18 protein-coding genes are annotated in these 21,752 nt (G+C 69.5%); 5 read left to right on the forward strand and 13 right to left on the reverse strand.

Annotated elements, in window-relative coordinates; translation table 11 throughout:
* Window positions 1–4: 4 nt before the first annotated feature.
* The 11 genes from OHS16_RS05800 to OHS16_RS05855 all read right to left on the reverse strand — a co-directional run bounded on the left by OHS16_RS05800 (window position 5) and on the right by OHS16_RS05855 (window position 13,482).
* Window positions 5–1,456, reverse strand: coding sequence for a helix-turn-helix domain-containing protein (locus OHS16_RS05800; RefSeq protein WP_328536089.1), 1,452 nt, complete (start codon window positions 1,454–1,456; stop codon window positions 5–7).
* A gap of 117 nt (window positions 1,457–1,573) precedes the next feature.
* Window positions 1,574–2,167 carry a GTP cyclohydrolase I gene (folE, locus tag OHS16_RS05805; protein ID WP_328536090.1) on the reverse strand — a complete coding sequence of 198 codons (594 nt, stop codon included), beginning with the start codon at window positions 2,165–2,167 and terminating at the stop codon, window positions 1,574–1,576.
* Between the two features lie 84 nt (window positions 2,168–2,251).
* Complete coding sequence (locus tag OHS16_RS05810) at window positions 2,252–2,614, reverse strand: 6-pyruvoyl trahydropterin synthase family protein (RefSeq protein WP_328536091.1); 363 nt, start codon at window positions 2,612–2,614, stop codon at window positions 2,252–2,254.
* 40 nt (window positions 2,615–2,654) lie between these two features.
* Entirely contained in the window at window positions 2,655–3,368 is a 714-nt protein-coding gene (locus OHS16_RS05815) for a 7-carboxy-7-deazaguanine synthase QueE (protein WP_328536092.1), read from the reverse strand.
* Window positions 3,369–3,421: 53 nt separating this feature from the next.
* The gene (locus tag OHS16_RS05820) at window positions 3,422–4,102 is read right to left on the reverse strand and encodes a 7-cyano-7-deazaguanine synthase (RefSeq protein WP_328536093.1); all 681 of its coding nucleotides are present in this window, start codon (window positions 4,100–4,102) and stop codon (window positions 3,422–3,424) included.
* Entirely contained in the window at window positions 4,099–5,100 is a 1,002-nt protein-coding gene (locus OHS16_RS05825) for an isopenicillin N synthase family dioxygenase (RefSeq protein WP_328536094.1), read from the reverse strand. The genes OHS16_RS05820 and OHS16_RS05825 overlap by 4 nt, the downstream gene beginning before the upstream one ends.
* A 12-nt stretch (window positions 5,101–5,112) precedes the next feature.
* The gene (gene ectB, locus OHS16_RS05830) at window positions 5,113–6,372 is read right to left on the reverse strand and encodes a diaminobutyrate--2-oxoglutarate transaminase (RefSeq protein ID WP_328536095.1); all 1,260 of its coding nucleotides are present in this window, start codon (window positions 6,370–6,372) and stop codon (window positions 5,113–5,115) included.
* Entirely contained in the window at window positions 6,369–7,124 is a 756-nt protein-coding gene (locus OHS16_RS05835; RefSeq protein WP_328536096.1) for a class I SAM-dependent methyltransferase, read from the reverse strand. Before OHS16_RS05835 ends, ectB begins: the two co-directional genes overlap by 4 nt.
* 878 nt (window positions 7,125–8,002) lie before the next feature.
* The gene (locus OHS16_RS05840; protein ID WP_328536097.1) at window positions 8,003–10,918 is read right to left on the reverse strand and encodes an AfsR/SARP family transcriptional regulator; all 2,916 of its coding nucleotides are present in this window, start codon (window positions 10,916–10,918) and stop codon (window positions 8,003–8,005) included.
* Window positions 10,919–11,222: 304 nt separating this feature from the next.
* A complete protein-coding gene (locus OHS16_RS05845; protein WP_328536098.1) occupies window positions 11,223–12,191 on the reverse strand; it encodes a GlxA family transcriptional regulator in 969 nt (322 codons plus the stop codon).
* 613 nt (window positions 12,192–12,804) lie between these two features.
* Window positions 12,805–13,482 (reverse strand): AIM24 family protein, encoded by a 678-nt coding sequence (locus OHS16_RS05855; protein ID WP_328536099.1) that lies wholly within the window; start codon window positions 13,480–13,482, stop codon window positions 12,805–12,807.
* 71 nt (window positions 13,483–13,553) lie between these two features.
* Here OHS16_RS05855 and OHS16_RS05860 point away from each other — a divergent pair, with 71 nt between their 5' ends.
* From OHS16_RS05860 to OHS16_RS05875, 4 genes are all read left to right on the forward strand, one after another.
* Window positions 13,554–14,279 carry a peptidyl-tRNA hydrolase gene (locus OHS16_RS05860; protein ID WP_328536100.1) on the forward strand — a complete coding sequence of 242 codons (726 nt, stop codon included), beginning with the start codon at window positions 13,554–13,556 and terminating at the stop codon, window positions 14,277–14,279.
* Between the two features lie 229 nt (window positions 14,280–14,508).
* On the forward strand, window positions 14,509–15,858 hold the full coding sequence (locus OHS16_RS05865; protein WP_328536101.1) for a DUF692 domain-containing protein: 1,350 nt from the start codon (window positions 14,509–14,511) through the stop codon (window positions 15,856–15,858).
* 61 nt (window positions 15,859–15,919) lie between these two features.
* A complete protein-coding gene (locus tag OHS16_RS05870; protein WP_328536102.1) occupies window positions 15,920–16,696 on the forward strand; it encodes a TIGR04222 domain-containing membrane protein in 777 nt (258 codons plus the stop codon).
* 85 nt (window positions 16,697–16,781) lie between these two features.
* A complete protein-coding gene (locus OHS16_RS05875; RefSeq protein WP_328536103.1) occupies window positions 16,782–18,398 on the forward strand; it encodes an alpha/beta hydrolase in 1,617 nt (538 codons plus the stop codon).
* A 46-nt stretch (window positions 18,399–18,444) separates the two neighbouring features.
* Here the strand turns inward: OHS16_RS05875 and hemQ are convergent, their stop codons facing one another.
* Both hemQ and hemG read right to left on the reverse strand, forming a co-directional pair.
* Window positions 18,445–19,182 carry a hydrogen peroxide-dependent heme synthase gene (gene hemQ / locus OHS16_RS05880; protein ID WP_328536104.1) on the reverse strand — a complete coding sequence of 246 codons (738 nt, stop codon included), beginning with the start codon at window positions 19,180–19,182 and terminating at the stop codon, window positions 18,445–18,447.
* A gap of 4 nt (window positions 19,183–19,186) precedes the next feature.
* Window positions 19,187–20,608: a protoporphyrinogen oxidase gene (hemG, locus tag OHS16_RS05885; RefSeq protein WP_328536105.1), complete on the reverse strand. Its 1,422-nt coding sequence runs from the start codon at window positions 20,606–20,608 to the stop codon at window positions 19,187–19,189.
* A gap of 128 nt (window positions 20,609–20,736) precedes the next feature.
* On the opposite strand from hemG, the gene OHS16_RS05890 reads away from it, so the two are divergent.
* Window positions 20,737–21,711, forward strand: coding sequence for a DUF4349 domain-containing protein (locus tag OHS16_RS05890; RefSeq protein WP_328536106.1), 975 nt, complete (start codon window positions 20,737–20,739; stop codon window positions 21,709–21,711).
* Window positions 21,712–21,752: the final 41 nt, after the last annotated feature.

A 21,752-nucleotide genomic window follows, 5' to 3' on the forward strand; every position in this document is an offset into this window, starting at 1 on the left:
CAGATCATGCGGCTGCGTTCTGTCCGGCAATTGCGTTCTGTCCGGCGATGCTGACGATGTTGAGTACTTTGAACATCGCCACGTCGTGGTGGTCGACCCGGCGAAGGATGCCGAGGATAAGAAGGTGGTAGATGCCGTCGGCGCATTCCCCAGCCGTCAGGCCCATCGTGTCCGCCACCTCCGGCACCGACCAGTAACCGTCCGGTTCGCGGGACGTTCTGTGGGACATGGCCGACAGCAGGTCACGTTGGCGGCTGCTCAGTGTGGCGATGGTGTGGTGGACCGACGCGTAGGCGTCCGGCTGCCGGTGACCGCCGTGGGGTCGCCGTGCAACGGTGAGCGGATCGGTGGTGAGTTGGTGGGCGAGCTGCCGCAGAGAGTAGATCAAGCTCCAGTGGGCGGCGGATTCCAGGGCAGCGGGAAGGCCGTCGAGTGCGCGGCAGATCCGGGCGACGTCCGCGAGGACATGCGGGTCGGGACGGAAGGCCGGCTGAATGCGCTTCATCTGGGCGAGCAACAGCGCCACCGACGCCACTTTGTCCAGGTCCGCCGGCTCGGTGTCGGACAGAGGCACCGGAAGCGGTGCCAGGGGGAAGAGAGTATCGAGGGGCATATCGACGGGGTTTCTCGTCGTGACGAGAATCCGCAGCCGGGGGCATGCGGCCACGAGACCGGCTGTGATGTCCGCCAGCTCGTCCTCCGGCCGGGCACCGTCGAGGACGAGGAGGCTGTTCGACTCCCCGATGGTCTCGACGAGGCGCCTGCGGCTGTCGGGCCCGGAGTGCACGACCTCGCGCAACCACGTGGGCCGCTCCGGAGCGCCCACCGGCCCCCTTCGGCTCCGCAACCGGTCGTCGTCGAGGGCCAGCCAGAAGACCGTCGACTGCTCGGCTGCCTCAAGTGCGTGCGCCACCCCCAGTGCGAGCCGTGTCTTGCCGACGCCCTCGATCCCGGTGATCGTGACCAGGCGGTGATGCCCGGCGCCGAGCATCGTCGTCAGCGCCGCCAGCTCCTGCTCCCGCCCGATGAGCGGGCCGCTCACGGCAGGCTCGGTTGCCCCCGCCAGGAAGCCGAGCGAATGGTCGTTCGCCAGCCGGTTCATCTGGGGGGCACTGAGACCTAGGGCGTCGGCGAGAAGGCGCAGGGAGTCTGCCCTGGGCTGCCGCACCCTCCCGTTCTCCAGATCGCGTATCGCTCGAACGCTGAGTGTGCTGGAGCGCGCCAGCTGCATCTGGGACAGTCCGGCCTGTAGCCGCAGGTTGCGGAGTCGTCGGCCGAAGGGCGCTGCCCCGGTCCCGCCGCCGTTGGCCCCGCCCTGACGAAATCCGACGGGAATGCTCTGCTTGATCGACTCGCCGGCGGCGATGGTCGGTTCGCGGCGCAGGGTCATCGGCGTCTCCCGCCCCGAAGGCCGAGTGGAGATCCAGCCGATTCCTGACACCGATGGTGTTTCCATGGCACATGCTCCTCGGGGCCGCTGCCGCGACCCGGTACAGGCCGCGGCGGCGGCCCCGGATCGGTGTACAGGGCCGTGGCAGCGGCCCTGGTCAGGTCTCAGGGGTGCGGATCGGTTTCAGGGGCGCAGCAGGTTGAACATCTCGGCCCGGAGCCCGGCGTCCTCGCCGAAGGCCCCGCGGTAGGCCGTCGAGGTCATCTGGGCGGCCGCCTTGATGCCGCGCATCGTCATGCAGAGGTGCTCGCCCTTGGCAATGACGGCCACGTCCTCCGCCCCGCTGAGCACGGCGATGTCCTCGGCGATCTCGGAGACCAGCCGCTCCTGAACCTGGAGCTTGTGCGCATGCCGGTGGGCGATCCGGGCGAACTTCGAAAGGCCCAGCAGCCGGTCGGTCGGGCGGTAGGCGATCGTCACCGAGCAGTTGAACGGCAACAGGTGGTGCTCGCAGAGAGACCAGACCTGAATGTCCGAGACAACCACCAGTTGCCTGGTGCCGACCGACTCGAACAGCGTGCCGACCGAGCCCGGCTCGTAGTTGATGAATTCGCGCCACCAGCGGGCGAACCGCGCGGGCGTATCGCGCAGCCCGTCGCGGTCGGGGTCCTCCCCGATCTCCTTCAGGAGCTGCCGGGCGAGTCCGACCAGTGGGTCTTCCTCCCGCGGCTTCTCCGAGTCGACGTCACCCTCCTGCACCCACGTGGTCACAGACATTCAGGCACCTCTCCAGTCCGACCGGCACGGTCGTTGCTCGATTCCGATGAACGGGCGGCAGGCTCTCGCCGGCCGCCCGGCGTTTCAGGCCCGGTACTCGGCCCATGTCTTGGGGGTTTCGGAGATTCGCACGGATGTCAGCTCCGGGAACTCCTTCGACCAGCGCTCGTAGAGCCACACCGCCAGGTTCTCGGCGGTGGGGTTGTTGTCCACCAGGTCGTTGAGGTGACGGTGGTCGAGCGTCTGGTCCAGCCACGATTTGAAGGGGGCCAACTCGCCGTAGTCACGAACGAACCCCGTCGGCGTCAGTTCTGTCAGGTCGGCGCTCAGCTCCAGCTCGACGACATAGTTGTGGCCGTGCAGCCGAGCACACTGGTGTCCCTCGGCCAGGCCGGAGAGCTGATGGCTGGCAGAGAACTCGAACTTCTTCGTGATGCGCAGCGTCATGTCTCCGATTCACCTTTCTCGCTTGATTTCAGCCACGCGCTCAGACACCTCGCGTGTCGCCCCACAACAAGGTGTGCAGGCGTGTTGTGAGATTCCAGCCTCGTGCGATCACCGCGTCGGCCAGCTCGGCCATGTGGCGGCTCACCTCGGCGCCCGTCTGCCCCTTCGGCATGATCCAGACCGAGCCGAGGCTGAACTCCTCGACCAGTCCGGCCACCTCGTCCAGGTCGCCGGCGTTACGGCAGACGAACTTGAACGTGGTGCCTTCCGTCACCGCGAGGCTTTTCAGTGCGTCCGGCACGATCCGCCGCTTGACCGGATCGCCCGAGTGAGCCAGCTTCGGCGAGACGTTGAAGCGGACTCCGGCGGCTACCAGGGCCGGGTCTGCGGCGTGCGTGCCGTTGGTCTCGATCTCGATTTCCAGGCCTCGCGCCGTGAGCAGCTCGACCAGCGGGACCAGACGGTTCTGCTGTCCGAGCGGCTCACCGCCGGAGATGACGATCAGCTCGACGCCGAACGCGAGGAGCTCCTCGGCCACTTCGCGGACGGGACGGCGGTGCAACTCCTCGCGGGGGTCGTACGTGACCCCGGAGTCGCCCGCCCCTGTCCAGTCCCATGTGTAGGGCGTGTCGCACCACGTGCACGACAAGTTGCAGCCACCGAGCCGCAGGAACGCACACCTGCGTCCCATGGACCGGCCTTCGCCCTGGACGGTCGGGCCGAAGATCTCGTTGACCACGAGTTCCGTTTCCACGCGGGCACCGCCTCCTTCCGTGTCGAGGCCACCGGTGAGGCGGCCGGCACCGGTCACTTCGGTGTCACTCCTTCGCGATAGACCGTCGGGTCCGTGATGCCCAGATCCGCGAACGCCCCGCGCCGCTCCGCACAGGCCGCACACGCACCACAGTGGATGTCCTCACCACGGAAGCACGTCCACGTCCGGTCCCAGGGCACGCCGAGTTTCTCGCCGAGAGCGACCACTCCGGTCTTCGGCAGTTCGATCAGCGGAGCGAGCAGTTCGACCTCCGGCGCGAGCGAACCCTTGGTCGCCACCCGCTCCATCTCGAGGAACAGCCGCAGGAACGCCGGAGAGGTGTCGGACGGGCCGACGTCCTCGGCCATGACGCCGAAAGCAACGGCATCCGCCTGCACGGTGACCGCCAGCGCGAAGGCCACCGACAGCAGCACGGCGTTACGGTTCGGCACGATGTTCGGGTTCCCGCCGACCGGCCGGTCCGGTCGGGGCACGGCCACGGACGGATCCGTGAGCGACGATCCGCGCATGACGCTCCGCAGCGAACGCAGATCGACTTCCTCGTACGGCGCACCGAGCCGTGCCGCAGCAGCGGCTGCGAACTCGAGCTCCTTGCGGTGCCGCTGGCCGTAGTCAACGGCCAGCACGTGAAGGTCGTGTCCCTCGGCGGCGATGTGATGCGCCATGGTGACCGAGTCGATCCCGCCGGACACCACGGCAACGATTCTGCTCATGCCATGACCCCCGGGACGGAGTCGGTCGGGACACCGAGTTTCCCGAGGACCGTCCGCCGCGCATACGCCGGCGACAGCCCCCGGCCACCACCCGCCGGAGCGGCCAACGGCTCGACCAGCGTGTCCGGGTCGGTCTCGAAGAAGAAGACCAGCGACAGCAGTTCCTCATCCGGAGCCACCGGGCTGGGCGCCAGCACACGGTGCTTCAGCGCCCGCCAGCGCCCGTCGGTCCACAACTCCATCAAGTCACCGAGATTGACGATGAGCGAGTCCGGGCTGTACGGCGGGGAGAACCAGTCGTCCTCCTCGTTCCACACCTGCAGCCCACCCACACCCTGCTGGCGGCTCAGCAACGTGACGGTACCCAAGTCGGTATGTGGCCCGTTGCGGAACTGACCGCGGGCGACGTCTCCGATGCTCGAATACGACGGGTACCAACTGGCGTTCTGCGTCCACGTCGCCATCTGCGCCCGCGAGGTGAAGAAGTCCTCCGGCAGCCCCAGCGTGACGGCAAGCACCTCGTTGACCGCCTGTACCACCCGCAACATATGCGTCGTGTACGCATCCTCGGCTGCCCGCAGCTCCGGCAGCTCGACCGGCCAGCGGTTGGCCGGATAGTTGAACCGGTCCCGCTGTTCGTCGCCGGTACGGTGACCGGGCCCCACGTAGAACGACTCGTGAAGATCCGGCGCGCCAGGGGCCTCCCCGTGCTCGCTCACCGGCACCCCGACCCCACCGGGGGGATGCATCTCGAGCCACCCGCTGTCGTACGCGGCCTCGATGGCGTACTGAGCCTTGACCTCCTTCGGCAGGGCGAAGAAGCGCTTGGCAGCGGCCCGGAAGTCATCGATCACGGTGTGTGGCACCCCGTGCCCGGACACCAGGAACATACCGGTGCTGCGCAGCGCGGCGTCCAGCTCCGCGGCGATCGGGGCGCGATCGGCGTCGGATGCCCTGCGCCATGCCTCGAGGTCGACTTCGGGAATTTTACCTGGCACAGCCGTGACCTCTCACTTGCTCCGCGCGAGCACAGGGCCCACGCATGTACGGATGATGTTGAGACCTTCGTCCAGGTCGTCGTCGGTGATGGTCAGTGGGGGCAGCAGCTTCACCACGTCCGAGGCCGCACCGGACGTCTCCATGAGCAGGCCGTTCTCGAACGCTGCGGCGCACACCGCGCGGGCCGCGCCGGGCGTGGCGAACCGCAGCCCGGCCGCGAACCCCCGGCCCCGGACCTCCAGGTCCGCCTCGGGGTTCTCGACGGCAATCGCGCCCAGAGCCGCCGCGATCCGCTCCCCTCGCGCGCGGGTGGACTTCTCCAGCGCCCCGTCACTCCAGTAGGAGCGCAGGGCCTGCGTTCCCGTCACGAAAGACGCGTTGACACCGCGGAACGTCCCGCTGTGATCGCCCGGTTTCCAGACGTCCAGTTCCGGCCGGATGAGAGTGAGAGCCAGAGGAAGGCCGAACCCTCCGATGGACTTGGACAGACACACCATGTCGGGAGTGATCCCGGCGTCCTCGAAGCTGAAGAACGATCCTGTGCGGCCGCAGCCCATCTGGACGTCGTCCACGATGAGCAACACCTCGTGCCGTTTGCACACGCCGGCGAGGTCGCGCAGCCATTCCGCGTCGGCGGCCCTCAGCCCCCCCTCCCCCTGAACGGTCTCCACGATGACCGCAGCGGGCAGGTCCAGCCCGCTGCCCCCGTCCGACAAAAGCCGGTCAAGATGGCGCGGGCCGTTTTCCCCGAGGCCCGGGTAGCCGTCGTAGGGCATCGCGGTCGTCAAGGTCAGAGCCACGCCGGCGGCCGCACGCTTCGCCGCGCTGCCGCTGACCGCGAGGGCCCCCAACGTCATCCCGTGGAAGGAGTTGGTGAAACTCACCACCGACTGCCGTCCGGTGACCCGCCGGGCGAGCTTGAGAGCCGCCTCCACCGCGTTCGCACCGCCAGGGCCGGGGAACACCACCTTGTACTCCAGCCCTCGCGGCGTCAGAACCAGGTCCTGGAAGGCGTCGAGGAAGTCCCGCCTCGCCACGGTGAACATGTCCAGCGCGTGCGAGACCCCGTCCCGGGCGATGTAGTCCATCAGAGACTGCTTCAGGAAGGCGTTGTTGTGACCGTAGTTGAGCGCACCCGCACCGGCGAAGAAATCCAGATAGGGCCGCCCGTCCTCGGAGAACAGCCGACTGCCTTCCGCCCGGTCGAACACCACCGGCCACATCCGGCTGTAACTGCGGACCTCGGACTCAAGATCGGCGAAGACAGTCATACCGCCCTCCGTGCCTGGACCACGAACCAGTGCCGGTCGAGCCGGACACCACCATCGCTGCCGGCCGATGCCACATAGCGCTCGAACGGAACCCGGTCCGCCGCCGATTCGTAGTCCTCGAAAATCGGCACCTGGCGCAGGAACCTGTCGAGCTCGACCGGCGAGTGGTAGAACTCCTCGGTCCGGAAGGTCTTCTCCAGCACCACCGTGAAACCGGCCCCGGTGAGCTCCTCCACCACCTCATCCATCACCGGCCTGCCGTCCCAGCGACCGTAGAGCTGGCCGCGGCCGAAGGACTCCTTCAGCTCGCGGGCGTCCGTCTCGCCGATGCCCATGTAGATCAGATGACCGCCGGGCTTGAGCACCCTGCGGAACTCGCCCGGGAACAACGGCCCACGCCGGGAGGTGAGCACGTCGGCCTCCCCGTCAGGAAGGCCGGTACGGGAAGCGTCACGCCGCTCGAACCTGGCGTTGCCCAGCCCCACTTCCGCGCGCTTCCGCTCCGCGGACTCCAGCATCGAGGCCGACATGTCGATGCCGAGCACACTGCCGAACGCCGGGGCGATCCTCAGCAGGCTGCGCCCATCGGCGCAGCCGACATCGACCAGACGGCCATCCGGACCGCCAAGGCCCCTCGCCAGCTCGTCGAACGCTGCCTCCGGATCACCGTCCGGAAAGACGTCAGTACGCAGACCCCCGCTGGTGTATTCGCCGAACTCGTCGGCGACCCGCGAGTAGAAATCCGGGTTCATCGTCACCTACCTCGGTTCAATCGATCCGGCAGAACCATTGCGCGGAATTCGTTCGGCATGTGGGTCGTATTGCGTCCGACTGCCGTCGGAAGGAACAGCGTTGAAGCATCAACAGCCAGGCGCTGTGATGGCGCTTCAGTAATCTCAGGCGCAGCTCGTGGTATTCGCGGGCGGCACCCGGGCCCACGTGGACGGCCGGCTCCTCCAGGAACAGCACCCGGGCGTCCTCGATCAGGCCCCGTGCCAGGTGCGGTCACCGCTTGATGCCGCGCGCATACGTCTCGCCCCTCGCGTCCGCCTCCGCCTCCGCCTCCGAGGCCGAGGCCGAATCGGTCCAGCACGTGCCCGGTGCGCGGCTGCAATACCCTTCGGGGGACCTTTTGCACGGCACCCCGGAACTCGTGGTTCTCGCGCTTCCTCTTCCGGGGGAACTCCCCGACGAGGTCTGACACTGCTGTCGCGGGGAGACCCGTGCTGTGCTGCGGTTCGGGTCGCGGGGCGCCTGACAGGACGGGCATCACCGCGTCCCGGGTCACTGCTGCCATTGGACTACTCCTTGAGGGCCGTCCCCTGGAGGGGCGCCGAGGTCGGCAGGACCCAATCTCCGGTGTCGCCCTATCGGCCCGGCATCCTGGAACATCCACGGCGGACAGGACCGGGATAAGACGGTGATAGCGACGGCATGCGGCCGCGATGGGCACCTGGCCAACGCTGGTTCCAGCAACGCCGCACGGATCACGAAGCGGGTTGCGAGACGAATGGCCCATCGAAGGAGAGCAGAGATGAACGTCAAGAAGTTGCCGGCCGCCATGACATCTGCCGACGGACCGACCACCGACAACACGCCCTGGACGTGACCGGCCGACCGCCGGATGGGGTCAGCTGACCGGCGTCACGGGCCTGGCCAGGAGAGCAACGATGTCGGCCCGTACGGCAGCGGCCCCAGTGTGATCCAGGATCCGCTCCCGGATCCCGGCCGATTGCGAGTAGTACGCGACGGCCTGTTCCACGCGACACAGATCGACGTTGACGCGGCCGAGGTCGTGCAGCACATACCCTTCCCCGACCACATCGCCGCTCGCCCTGACCATGGCGAGAACTTCCAGCAGGGTCCGTTCCGCCGCCTCGTACTGCTGCTGGTACGTCAGCATCTGGCCCAACCGCCGCAGCACGAGGGCTTGACCCCGGTCGAAGCCGGTCGACCGGCAGATGCCGAGGGCCTCGTCGAGACAGGAACGGGTTCGCGTGAAGTCCGCACGCCGCATCGTGATGTGCGCCATCTCGCCGAGCACGTACGCGCGACCGATGACGTCCTCCGCCTGCACGAAGTGGCGCTCGGCCCTCTCGTAAAGGGCCAGTGCCCGGTCGTCGTCACCGTGGTGCCGCTCGATGCGCGCCAGGTCACGCAGGCAGAGCGCCTGCCCGCCTTCCTCACCCATCCGCTCGAACATCACCAGCGCGGCGCTGAGGTAAGGGCCTGCTGCCTCATGCTCGCTCCGATGCAGGTGCAGGGTCCCCAAGGAGCCGAGAACCGCCGCCTGGCCCCGTTGGTTGCCGGCCTCCTGTACCGCAGTCAGCGCTGTCCGGTGTGTGCGCTCCCAGAGGTCGGGATAGCCACGGGCCTCGAACAGCGTTACCAGAGTGGTGGCCAACTCCCAGCACAACTCGTCGAGCCCGAACCGGGCCGCCAGCTCCACCGCGCTCACAAGGTTGGTCTGCTCGCTCTCCAGCCACCCGAGCGGGTCGCGTAGGCACGGCCGGACGAGGTCCTCCGGCGGATGCCACCGTTCGGCCCGGCCGGACACGAGCGTGTACGTACCGCCGTAGATCTCCTTGTGCGCCCGCTCAGCGAGCGCCAGCCAGCCACCGACCATACGCCGCACCGCACCGAGACGTTCTGCCTCGGGAATCTCCGCGGCCATCCGTTCGTACGTGAACGTCCGCACGATCGGCGACAGTCCGTACCGGATCTCCCCGCACTGGTCCATGGCCGTGATGTCGAGCAGCCGCATGTCGATGAGCGGTTCCAGGAGGTCACTGGGGCGCAGCGTGCGGTCGTCGACGAGGGCGGCACCCAGCCAGCTCGGAATCACCGTTCCTTCGGCCAGGCTGAGCAGACACAACAGGCGGCGGTCGGCTGCCGCCAGGCCGTCGTAACTGAGCGAAAGACTGGCCCGGATCGACAGCTCGCCGTGTGCCAGCTCGTCCAGCCTGCGGTGCTCGTTCTCAAGCCGCTTCCACAGGGAGGCCAGTGACCAGTGCGGGCGCGCGGCCAGACGTGCGCCGATGATACGCAGCGCGAGCGGCAGCCCGCCCACCAGGCGTATGAGGACCCGCGCTGCATCCGCCTCACCCTGGACCCGGCGCTCCCCGATGATCCGTCCGAGCAGCCGGAGGGCCTGCTCCGGGCTCAGCGGCTCCAGGTCGAACCGGCGTGTACCCGGCAACGCCGTGAGCAGGCTGCGGCTGGTGACCAGCACGCCGCTGCTGCCGGTTCCGGGCAGCAGCGGCATCACCTGCGACTCGCTCACCGCGTCGTCAAGCAACACCAGGATCCGGCGGTCGGCCAGCAGACTGCGGTACATCTCCGCGCACTCGTCGAGCGAATCGGGGATGGCCTCGCCGGGTACGCCCAGTGCTCGGAGGAATCGCTCCAACGCCTGAGCGGGGTCCAACGGTTGACCGCCCAGCCCTCGGAGGTCGCAGTAGAGCTGTCCGTCCGGGAAGTACTCGGTTGCCAGTCGGTGGGCCACGTGCGTGGCCAGCGTGCTCTTGCCGACGCCGGGCCCGCCGAGCACCAGGGCCACGCTCAGCGGCCGCTTTCCCTGGCCCTCGGTCACCGCGTCACAGATCGCTGAAACGATCGTGTCGTCGGCCACGAAATCGCCGATGTCGGCCCGCAGTTGCCGAGGGGCGACGACGGGGTCGGGATCGGCACCGGGCTCTTGCGGCGATGGAGAGACGTGCGGTGCCACGACGGCACGCGGTCCGGGTTGTTCGGCGACTGCCAGGCCGGGGTCGTCGGTCAGGATTGCTTGCGCCAGGTCCCGCAGTTCCCTGCCCGGGTCCAGGCCCAGTTCCTCGGTGAGTAACGCGCGGCCCTGGTGGTAGGTATCCAGTGCTTCCGCCTGCCGGCCCGAACGGTGCAACGCGACCATGAGGTGCCCCCGCAGCCGCTCACGCAGCGGATGGTCGGCGACAAGCTGCATCAGCTCGCAGACCAGGTGCTCGTGGCGGCCCAGCTCCAGCAACAGCCGCATGCTGGTCTCCACCGCTTCCAGGCGGCTCTCGTCCAACTGGGCTGCCGTACCGGCCAGGACTTCGCTGGGTACGCCGGTCAGGCACCGCCCCCGCCACAGGCCTATCGCCGAGCGAAGCGTTTCCACCGCGGGCATCTTCAGACCATCACGGTCCAGAGCATGCGCCTCTGCCACCAGGCGGCGGAAGTTGCCGACGTCGGTCGCGTCCTCCGGCGCCCTCAGGATGTACCCGCGGGCGCGGGTCTCGATGGTGGCATCGACTCCCCCGCCCGAAAGTGCCTTGCGGAGACGGGAGATGCAGATCTGCACTTGGGCACGTGCGGTTTTCGGCGGATGGTGAGCCCAGATGACATCGACCAGATGGGTCGTCTCCACCACCCGGTTCATTTGGAGCACCAGAGCCCCGAGAACGATCTCTTGACGCCCCGGTGCCACGGTTACGGCCCCCAGCTCGCCGCTCACCTCAAGCGGCCCGAGCACCCGGAAAGGAGCTGCCGCGACGCCGCTGCCGTCGCAACCTGACAAGTCTGCCATGCATAACCTGCTTCTTGGTATCAGCCAGGCGATGTGGTCCGGCTACGAAGTGGGATGGAACTTATGCCGACCTGGTTGCTCAGCCGTGACCGTGGTCTGTACCACCAAGCACCTCCAAGAGCTCGGCATTCACCGACCCCGACCCGGTCAAGTCCATGAACCTGTGCGGTTGCACGGCGAGGTCGGTGTCCGGGTCAGCGAAGGGTCGACGGTGCTCCACAACCCGCAGCGCCCGAAGGTGATCGAGGAGACGTGCCGGTGGCACCCGGGCTTCTCGGCGCGACGACCGGATCCGGGCGCCCGTTCACCGTGCTCTGGAAAAGTGGTGACGATACTGGCCCGGTGTGACGCCCAGGGTGCTTTTGAAGCGGCGGTGCAGGGTCTCGGCGAAACCGAAGCCGCAGACTCGGGCTATCGCGTCGATCGTGGTGTCCGTCGTCTCCAGTAGAGCCCGGGCAGCCTCGACGCGGACGGTCTCCACGTAGGCGGCCGGGGTGATTCCGGTCTCGGTGCGGAACACCCGGGTGAAGTTGCGCTCGCTCATACCGGCCCGTTCGGCGAGCACCCGGACGGTCAGGTCGTCGGCGAGGTGGTCGGCGACCCATGCCTGAACGTCCCGCAGCGGCTTGCGCGTAGGCCGCTGCGCGGCGAGCTGGGTGCTGAACTGCGCTTGGCCGCCGGGGCGCTGGACGAACATGACCAGCATCCGCGCGACCGCCCGGGAGATCTCGGGGCCGTGATCCTCCTCGACCATGGCAAGCGCCAGGTCCATCCCCGCCGTGATTCCGGCGGATGTCCACACCGCCCCGTCGTGTACGAAGATCTGGTCCGGGGTGACCGTGACGTCCGGGTGCTCGTGGGCCAGCCGCTCGCAGGCCGCCCAGTGCGTCACCGCGCGCCGTCCGTCGAGCAGCCCGGCCCGCGCGAGCAGGAACGCGCCCGTACACACGGCGGCGACCCGCCGGGCCCGGCCGGCCGCCTCCCTGACCCAGCCGACAAGCTCTTCATCGTCCACCGCCTCGCGATCGCCCGGTCCACCGACGACCACCAGCGTGTCCAGCGGTCCCTCACACTGCTGGACGCCACTGCCGGCCACCACGTCGATTCCGTGACAGGCCCGCATCGCTCCGGCCCGGCCCCCGACGATCTCAAGGGCATAGCCCTCTCCCTCGGGCACCCACCGCTGCGTCTGCGCGAACACCTCATGCGGTCCCGCCAGGTCCAGCACCTGAAATCGTGGATAGACGAGGAAGACGACGCGCCGTTGAGTCACCTGTTCATCATGGCCGCAGGGTCTTCTGGCAGCAAGGACACAAACATGACGATCTCCGCCATCGGCTTGATGCCAGGTTCCGCTTTTCGGCCGGAACAGCTGCTGTCAGCGGGCAGGGTGCGGTACGTGGGGGCGGGCACCAGGTCGTCACGAGAACGGGCAGACGGTGGTCCACCGTCCGGCGTCGGCCAGGAAGGTGCCGAAAGGTACTGCACGTTGACCGGTGGCTACCGCGCCGTCACCCGGCTGACCCCGCTCCTCCACGCCGTCCCGCCGGTCCTGGCGCACGGGGTCGGCCCCGGCTCCGCCCGGACGTGACGCGGGCCGATCGCGGCTGCGACCACGACACGTGCCGCCGCCTCGTCCGGGGTCTACGGCGTGAGGCAGCTGATCGCCCGCCGGGGCACCGGCCACGGCTCCGGCCTGGGGGGCCAACGCTGCTTCGTGGAGCGCACGTTCGCCCCTCTGACCGGCGATGAGCCTCAACAGGGTGGATTCCCCTGCTCCGTTCGTTCCCCTGACACGGGCCGGGGGCCGCTCAGGAGCTCGCGATGCACCCCGCGCAGCACCCGGCGGCCGTGCACGCCGCAACGACGGCCGACGCGTTGCAGCCTCAGTGCTGCTGCGCCCGCTCGGGCTTCGCCTCGCTGGGCCGCACGATCACGAATCCCTCACCCTGGAGCATCAGCTGGACCGCCTCTCCCGAGCCGCCGCGGATCATCGAGCCGATCGACTGGGAGCGGTGCAGAGACGTCTGCAGATGGGTGGACCAGCCGACGACCGCGTCCGTGTCGACGTAGACCGGCTGCTGCGGGGTGACCGGGATGACGATGGGGCTGCCCTCGCAGATCAGGCCGAGCCTGCCGTATCCGGTGAAGACACTGTTGAAGATCCCGCCGCCGGTGATGCCCGCACCCTTCACCGTCCTGATCTCGTAGGAGAGGGTGGAGTCGAAGCACAGGACGTTGCGCCCGTTGATGGTGAGCGAGTCGCCCTGGTCCACGTCGACTATGAAGCAGTTCGCCGCCTCGTGCGCGAACCAGGCCTCCCCCTGTCCGGTGACCGACATCAGCGGCAGCCCCTCACCGGTGACGGCGCGCTTGAGCATCCCGCCGATGCCCTGCCCCTTGCGCTCGAACTGCAGCGTTCCCCGGTAGGCGATCATTGCCCCCTGCCGCGCCAGCATGTCACCGTTGACGGCGTACTTGATCGATTTGGTGTTCTGCAGGGTCATCCCGGGGGTGGCCGCCTGCTGCGCCATGTTCTCGGTCTGGAAAAGATCGCTCTTCATGGTGTGCATCCTCACCCGGAGGGTCCCCCTCCGCCAAGAACTCCCGCGTCACAGGCTGGCAAACTGGCGATGTGAGCAGCAACGACAGTCCCTTCCGCGCGGAGCCGACGGCACGCGACGAGGCCCCGCAGTACGTTCTTCCGCTGGTGGTGCACATCGAGAAGGCCGATCCGCCGGCCCGTACCGACGCACTGGAGACGGCGGCCCGGGCCGTGCTGGTGATGCTGTCGGACGAGCGGTCGCTGGGCGACGGCGAGTGGGCGCAGCTGATCCGCGACTGGCAGGACGCCCGGATCCGCAAGGTCGTACGGCGAGCGCGCGGCGCGGAATGGCGAAAGGCATCGGCGCTCCCCGGCATCACGGTCGTCGGAGACACCGCCGAGGTACGGGTGTTCCCGCCGGTCCCGCTGGACGGCTGGCCGAAGGAGCTGGCGAAGCTCCAGGTCAGCGGGACGGATCTGGCGGACCCGGTGGGTCCGCCGGCGCCCGGTCCCACAGCGCCCGTGCTGTGGCTGAACCCGGATGTCACCATGTCGGCCGGCAAGTCGATGGCGCAGACCGGTCATGGGGCGCAGATCGCCTGGTGGGACCTGTCCGGCGCCGAGCGCGACGCGTGGCGCGCGGCCGGCTTCCCGCTCTCGGTACGGACCGCGGCCCCGGACCGCTGGCGGCAACTCACCGCGAGCGACCTGCCCGTGGTGGTGGACGCCGGCTTCACGGAGATCGCGCCGGGGCCGACCGTCGCCGTCGAGGGCGGCAGCCGCTTCTGCCCGCTCCCGCGCGAACGACGGTCGTAGCCGCGGCCCTTCGGCGCCCCCGCATCGGTCTCTCCCGACGGGTTCGATGCCGGAGGCAGGGGCGTACAGCCGAGGACGCACGGTGGAATGCCGGTCGGCGGGAGCTCCGGAGGCACCTGCCACGAACCTCAAATGAAGCTCTGAACGTCCCCGGGCGTGGATTGGGCGCGACTTCCCGGGGTCATCACCCCTGCACACACCACGGCAAGCGGCGGCGGAGGGGGACAGCGTGAAGCATCTGGGAATCGGAATCGGCTGGCGGCCGGAGATCGCCGCCGCGGTGGAGGAACTGCCCGGTATCGACTGGGTCGAGGCGGTAGCGGAGAATCTCTGCCCCGGCCATCTTCCCGACTCTCTGCTGCGTCTGCGCGAGCGCGGTGTCACGGTGGTACCGCACGGTGTGTCGCTGGGTATCGGGGGCGCGGACCGGCCGGACGCGGGCCGGCTGGAAGCCCTGGCGGCGCGCGCGCTCTGCCTGGAGTCCCCGCTGGTGACGGAGCACATCGCGTTCGTCAGGGCCGGCGGGCCGATGACGGCGTCGCCGGATCTGGAGGCCGGTCATCTGCTGCCGGTCCCGCGCACCTGGGACGCGCTGCATGTGCTGTGCGAGAACGTGCGCATCGCGCAGGACTCGCTGCCCGTACCGCTGGCGCTGGAGAACATCGCCGCCCTGATCTCCTGGCCCGGAGAGGAACTGACCGAGGGTCAGTTCCTGGCGGAACTGGTGGACCGCACCGGTGTACGTCTGCTGATCGATGTGGCCAATCTGCACACCAACCACGTCAACCGAGGTGAGGACCCGGCGGCCGCACTGGACGAACTCCCCGTCGAGGCCATCGCCTATGTCCATGTCGCGGGCGGTGTGGAGAAGGACGGCGTCTGGCACGACACCCACGCGCACCCGGTGACCGCGTCGGTGCTGGACGTGCTGTCGCTGCTGCGTACCAGGGTCGACCCGCCGGGCGTGCTGCTGGAGCGCGACGACGCCTTCCCGCCCACCGCGGAACTGGCACACGAACTGACCGCGATACGGGAGACCCTGTCGGTACGGCGTCCGGCGCCCGGCAGCGTGCGGAGCAGCCACCCGGCGGCACCGGTGGGTGCCGTTTCCGGCCAGGCCCGGCAGCGGCTCGCACTGGCCGAGACCTCGCTGCTGTCCGCTCTGGTCGCCGGCACTCCCGCACCCGAGGGCTTCGACAGTCGGCGACTGAGCGTGCAGAGCCGTTCGCTGGCGGCCAAGCGCGCCGATGTCGTCGCGAAAGTCGCTCCGGAGCTGCCCGGACTGCTCGGTGCGGGCTACCGGCAGGCGTTTCTCTCGTACGCCAGGTCCCGCCCGATGCGCGGTGGCTATCGTCGCGACGCACTGGACTTCGCGGAGCACATGCTGAGCACCGGCCGCCCTGCCGATGCCGCGGTACGTCGCCGGCTCACCCTCTGGTGGGAGGAGCGGGCCGCTCCTCGCCCCCCGACCAGAACGACGCGCATCGCCCGCGCCGCCAGGGCCAGGCTGACGGGCAACCCGCGGGGCACCCGGCGGCTTCCCCGCGCCGACACACCGGCGACGGCCACCGGGGCGTGAGCGCATGTCCACAGGGTGAAATCCCGTGGCGCCGCGCTACCAGGTCACATAGAAATCTGTCATGTACTGGGTCATCTTTCTGCTGGCCGCGTGGGCTGCCGCCGGCATCTCCTGCGGCCGGCTCTGTCTCGCCGCGGCCGAAGCCGCCCGGCAGCCGTCCGAAGGCGCCGCACACCACGGTCAGACGCTGACCCTGTACGAGGCGGCCTTCCTCGCGGGAGGCCCTCACCGGGTCACCGATCTGACGCTCGTCTCGATGCACCGGGCACGCCGGCTGCTGCTCGCGCACACCGGCTGGACCACCGTGGTGGACCCCGACGGCCGGGACGATCTGGAGCGCTCCGTGATCGGCGCCGTAGGCCCGGCAGGCCAGGCCAGGACAGCGGCGGTGCGCTCCGCGGCAGCCGCCACCGAAGCGGTGCGCACGCTGGCCGACCGTCTGGTCCGCGCCGGCCTGGCCGTCCCCGACGCGGCGAGAACGGGTGTCGGCGCAGCCATGAGCCGGGTGCGCGGCGCGATCCTGGTCGTTCTCGCGGCGTCCGTCGCCGCGCTGCTGCTGGACGGAGGAACTGCGGAGGCGGGAATGATCGCCGCCTGGTTCTCGCTGCCGCTGGCCCTCCTGCTGGGCTGTCTCGCCATCGCCAGGATCGAGATCCACCCCTGCACGAAGTGGGCGTCTCCGCTCGGGCAACGGCTGCTGGACAAGCTGGTCCGGGCGGAAACCGGCGGCGACAGGGCCTCTCTGACCGCCGTCGCGGTGCGCGGGCCGACCGCCGTCGACGACCCGCAGCTGCGGGCGGCTCTGCTGAGCGGCCGGCCGACTCATCGGGGTCAATGACCACGACACCGGCGGACGGTGCTTTACAACGTCAACTGCCGCACTGATTATCCCCTTTGTCCAGGTGTTGTACGAAGGGAAGCCCATGAAGGCAGTCGCGCTGTACGGAACCGCCGGAGTTCTGGTCCTCTCCGCGCTGTCCACTCTGGGCGCCGCACCACCCGGCCACGCGGCCGCCCCGCGGGGCGGCCTCACCACCACCGCCGAGGAGACCGCGGGATCAGCGGTCGCCGCGGCGCGCGCGTCCGCCGCCGGGATCGGCTGGGGCCGCTGCCCGAAGGCGGAGAAACTGCCCGAGTCCGCGCGGTGCGGCACCTTCGAGGTTCCGCTCGACTACCGGCATCCCGACGGGAGGCAGCTCTCACTGACCGTCAGCCACTCGCTCGCCACCGGCAGCAGAAAGGCCCACCAGGGTGCGCTGATCTACAATCCCGGCGGACCCGGGGCCACCAGCATGTACTTCCCGAAGGCGGCCGCGCTCGCCGCCTGGAAGCCGATCGCGGCGGCCTACGACTTCGTGGGCTACTCACCGCGTGGCGTCGGCCGCTCGGCGCCGCTCTCCTGCCAGGACCCCGCCGTGTACGCCAAGGCCCCCACCGCGTCTCCGGTCCATCCGTCCGAGGCGTACAAGCACGAGCGGATCGCCGCGGCCCGGGCCTACGCGCTGGGTTGCGCCCGCCGGTCGGGGCCCGCACTCCGGCACTACACCTCGCTGAACAACGCCCGCGACCTGGACGTCCTGCGGGCCGCTCTGGGCGAGCGGAGGATCACCTTCATGGGCGCCTCCTACGGCACCTACTTCGGGGCCCTCTACGCGACGCTCTTCCCCTCACATGTGCGCCGGATGATCTTCGACTCGGTGGTCGATCCCTCCCCCGGCCAGATCTGGTACGGCGACAATCTCGACCAGTCGATCGCCTTCGAGCGGCGCTGGCGGGACTTCCGCAGCTGGGTCGCCCGGTACGACGGCACGTACCACCTCGGGAGGACCGCCGGTGCCGTGCTGAGCAGTTACGAGACGGCACGTGCCAGGATCGCCCGCCGGCCGGCGGGACACGTGGGCACCGCGCAGCTGCAGGGCGCCTTCTTGCGCACCGGGTACACGGACGCCGCCTGGCCGGCCAGCGCCAAGGCGCTCTCGCAGTATCTGCGGGGCAAGCCCAAACCGCTGATCAAGCTGGCCGCGCCGGATCCGGCGGCCGCGAAGAGCGACGAGAACGGCGCCGCGGTCTATACGGCGGTGGAGTGCAACGACGCAGCCTGGCCGACCGACTGGCGGGTCTGGGACGACGACAACAGCGCGATCGCGCGCCGGGCGCCGTTCGAGACCTGGGACAACGTCTGGATGAATCTGCCGTGCGCCTACTGGCCCGCGCCGCAGCAGCGGGTACTCGATGTACGCAGCCCGTCCGGCGCTCTGCCGCCGACGCTGATCCTGGCCGCCGAACGGGACGCCGCCACCCCCTACCCGGGGGCGCTGGAACTCCAGCGGCGGCTGGCCGGGTCGGCTCTGGTCACGGAGCGGGGCGCCGGGACCCATGGTGTCGCCGGTGGCCGCAACAAGTGCATCGACCGTTATGTCGACGACTATCTGCTGAAGGGGCGGACGCCGGTGCGGCGCGCATCATGCGCGCCGCACCCGCTGCCGGACCCGGTGTCGCTGGACAAGCGGACGCAGCCGCGGCCGCACCCTGCTGTCTGATCTTCCGGGTCATGGTCGGCCGGAGCCGCCTCGACGGTAGGTCCGTCTAGGCGAGCCCGGCCACCAGGTCGGCGACCGACTTGCGCCGGCCGGTGTAGAACGGGACCTCCTCGCGTACGTGCATACGCGTCTCGGAACCGCGCAGATGACGCATCAGGTCGACGATGCGGTAGAGCTCGTCGGCCTCGAAGGCCAGCAGCCACTCATAGTCGCCGAGTGAGAACGAGGCGACCGTGTTGGCGCGCACGTCCGGGTAGTCGCGGGCCATCTTGCCGTGCTCGGCAAGGAGCCTCCGGCGGTCCGCGTCGGCCAGCAGGTACCACTCGTAGGAGCGCACGAAGGGGTACACGGAAATGTAGTCGCGGGGTGTCTCGTCCGCGAGGAACGCCGGGATGTGCGACTTGTTGAACTCGGCGGGACGGTGCAGGGCCATGTTCGACCAGACCGGCTCCAGCGCCCGGCCGAGCCGGGTGCGGCGGAAGAGGTTGTAAGCGGACTGCAGCTCGTCGGAGGTCTCCGCGTGCCACCAGATCATCAGGTCGGCATCGGCGCGCAGTCCGGAGACGTCGTAGGTACCGCGCACGGTGACGTCCCGGGCGGCGAGCCGGTCGAACAGCCCCTGGACCTCGTCGGCGTAGCCGGCCCGGTCGGTGTCGTCAGGGAGCACGTCCCGGAGCTTGAAGACGGACCACAGTGTGTAGCGGACAACGTCATTGAGGTCCCTGGCCTTCTTGCCGGCGTTGGGGGCCTTGGGCGATGTCGAGGTCTCCGGAGCATCAGTCATGCGGCTATTGTCCCGCGTCACGGACGGTGCCCGACGCCAGGGTTGCTGTGATCTCGTTCGCAGCCCGCTGAGCGCTCGCAATACAGGCCGGAATGCCCACACCGTCGTACGCCGCGCCGCAGACCCGCAGGCCCGGCAGCAGCGCGACGGCTTCCCGCACCCGCGCGACCCTGCCCGGGTGCCCGACGGGATACTGCGGCAGTCCACCGATCCACCGGGTCACATCGGATGCCACCGGCTTCGCGGTGAGCCCGGTCGCGGACGCCAGGTCGTGCAGGGACGCCTCGACGAGTTCGGCGTCCTCACGGTGCAGATGTTCCTCTTCCCCGTGGCGGCCGAGCGAGGTGCGCACCACCGCGAGCTCCGGGTCCGCGTCGGACCAGGACCATTTCTGGCTGGAGAAGGTGGCGGCCTTGATGGTGCGCCCGTCGACCGGTGGTACCAGGAAGCCCGAGCCTTCGGGGAGGCTCAGCTCGGTACGGCGGAAGGCCAGGGTGACCAGGCTCATCGACGCATACTCCACGGCGGCCAGCTCGGCGGAAGCGGCCGGCGACTCCCGTGCGAGCAGTTCCGAGGACGACCAGGCGGGTACCGCCAGGACCACGGCGTCGGCCTCGAGCGTGGTGTCGTCGGTGCGGATCCACCAGCCGCCAGCTGTCCTTCCGAGCCCCAGCACCGGTGTGTGCAGCCGGACATCGCCGCCACCCGCGCGGACCGCGTCGGCGACGGCGGTCGGCAGGGTGCCGATCCCGCCGTCCAGACCCATGAACACCGGGGCGGCCGACGGCGCGGCGGATGCGGTGGCGCGCTGCTGGACGGACCGCACCGCTTCCCCCAGGGTGGAGTGGCTGCGTGCCGCCTCGTAGAGCGCGGGGACCGCGGCGCGCATCGACGTGCGGTAGACATCGCCCGCGTACACCCCGCCGAGCAGCGGTTCGACCAGCCGGTCCACCACCTCCCGGCCCATCCGGGCTGCGACGTACTCGCCGAGCGCCACGTCATCGCCGATCCCGGTGGGCGGCAGTTCGCGGTCCCGGCCGATCCGGCGGAGTCCCTCTTCGGACAGAACGCCCCCGAGCCCGGCGGCGTCGGCGGGAACACCCATCACATGCCCCTTGGGCATCGGCGTGAGTTCACCGCGGTTCCACAGGCGGGCGCTGCTCGTGGCGGGAGGCTGCAAGGCGGTTCCGAGCCCCACCGCGCGCGCCAGCGCGACCGCTTCGGGGCGCCGGGCGAGCATCGACTCGGCGCCGAGATCGACCCGTACACCTTCGATCTCACCGGCGTGAAGCTTCCCGCCCACCCGGCCGGAGCCCTCGAGGACCGTCACCGCGACCCCGGTGCCGAGCAGCTCGTGGGCCGCTGCGAGTCCCGAGATCCCGCCTCCGATGACGACGACATGGCCGGTACGCGTGTCCGCATTCATGCCCCCACCCTCTCAAACCCTTTCCGAGTCCTGACCGTGACCGCTTCGGGACCGGATCCGGGCAACCCGCCCACCGGCCTCGCACGTCGAACCTGCAACATCCGTAGCCATGTTCCGGGGGATCACTTATGCGCCCAGCCAGAGCCCTTGCGGCAGTCCTGCTCATCTCGTCGATCGCCGTCAGCGGTTGCGGCGCGACCGGCGACACCGGCGGCAGCAGCAGCGACCACAAGGCGGCAGCCCGCGGTGGCAGCGCGGCGGACACGGCCGGCCGGGAGGCCGCCACGGGCTCCGGTTCCGCATCCGACGCGAAGCAGCCGGCCGGCAAGGCACCCGCCCCGGTCGCGAACAAGATCATCCGTACCGCCGAGCTCACGGTGCAGGTGAAGGACACCGAGAAGGCCCTGAACGACGCCCGCACCGCGGCCACGGACGCGGGTGGCTTCGTCGGCAGGGAATCCACCGAACGGGACGGGAGCGGTCAGGTCCGGTCCACCGTCGTCCTGCGTGTCCCGCAGGACAGGTACGACGAGGTGCTCATGGGGCTCCAGGGATCGGGAAAGCTGCTGGGCCGCAAGGCCGATGCCAAGGACGTCACGGATCAGGTCGTGGACGTCAAGAGCCGGATCGCCTCGCAGCGGGCCAGCGTGGCACGGGTGCGCAAGCTGATGGACCAGGCGGACCGGCTCACTGACGTGGTCTCCCTGGAAGGTGAACTGAGCACCAGGGAATCGCAGTTGGACTCCCTGCTCGCCCAGCAGGCATCGCTCAGGGACCGCACCGATCTGGCGACCATCACTCTCAATCTCTCCGAGCCCGACAGGGCGCCGAAGGCCAGGACCGAGAAGAAGGACGACGGACCCGGCATCCTCGATGCCCTCAGCGGCGGCTGGAACGCCTTTGTCGCAGTGCTGGAGTGGATCGCGATCGCGGTGGCCGCCGTCGCACCGTTCGCCGCCGTACTCGCGGTGTTCTGTGTGATCTGGCGGTGGCTGCGCAGGCGGCTGCCGCGGCGCCGCAAGCCGGTCACCGCGTCGTGGGGGAATGTTCCGCGGCCCGCGCACGTACCGTCCCAGGAGGAAGAAGCACGCGAGGAGAGCTGACGGCCGGTCCGGTGACCGCGGTTCCGGCAGCCACGGAAGGA

Origin of the sequence: Streptomyces sp. NBC_00344 (assembly GCF_036088315.1) — a bacterium.
GTDB lineage: Bacteria > Actinomycetota > Actinomycetes > Streptomycetales > Streptomycetaceae > Streptomyces.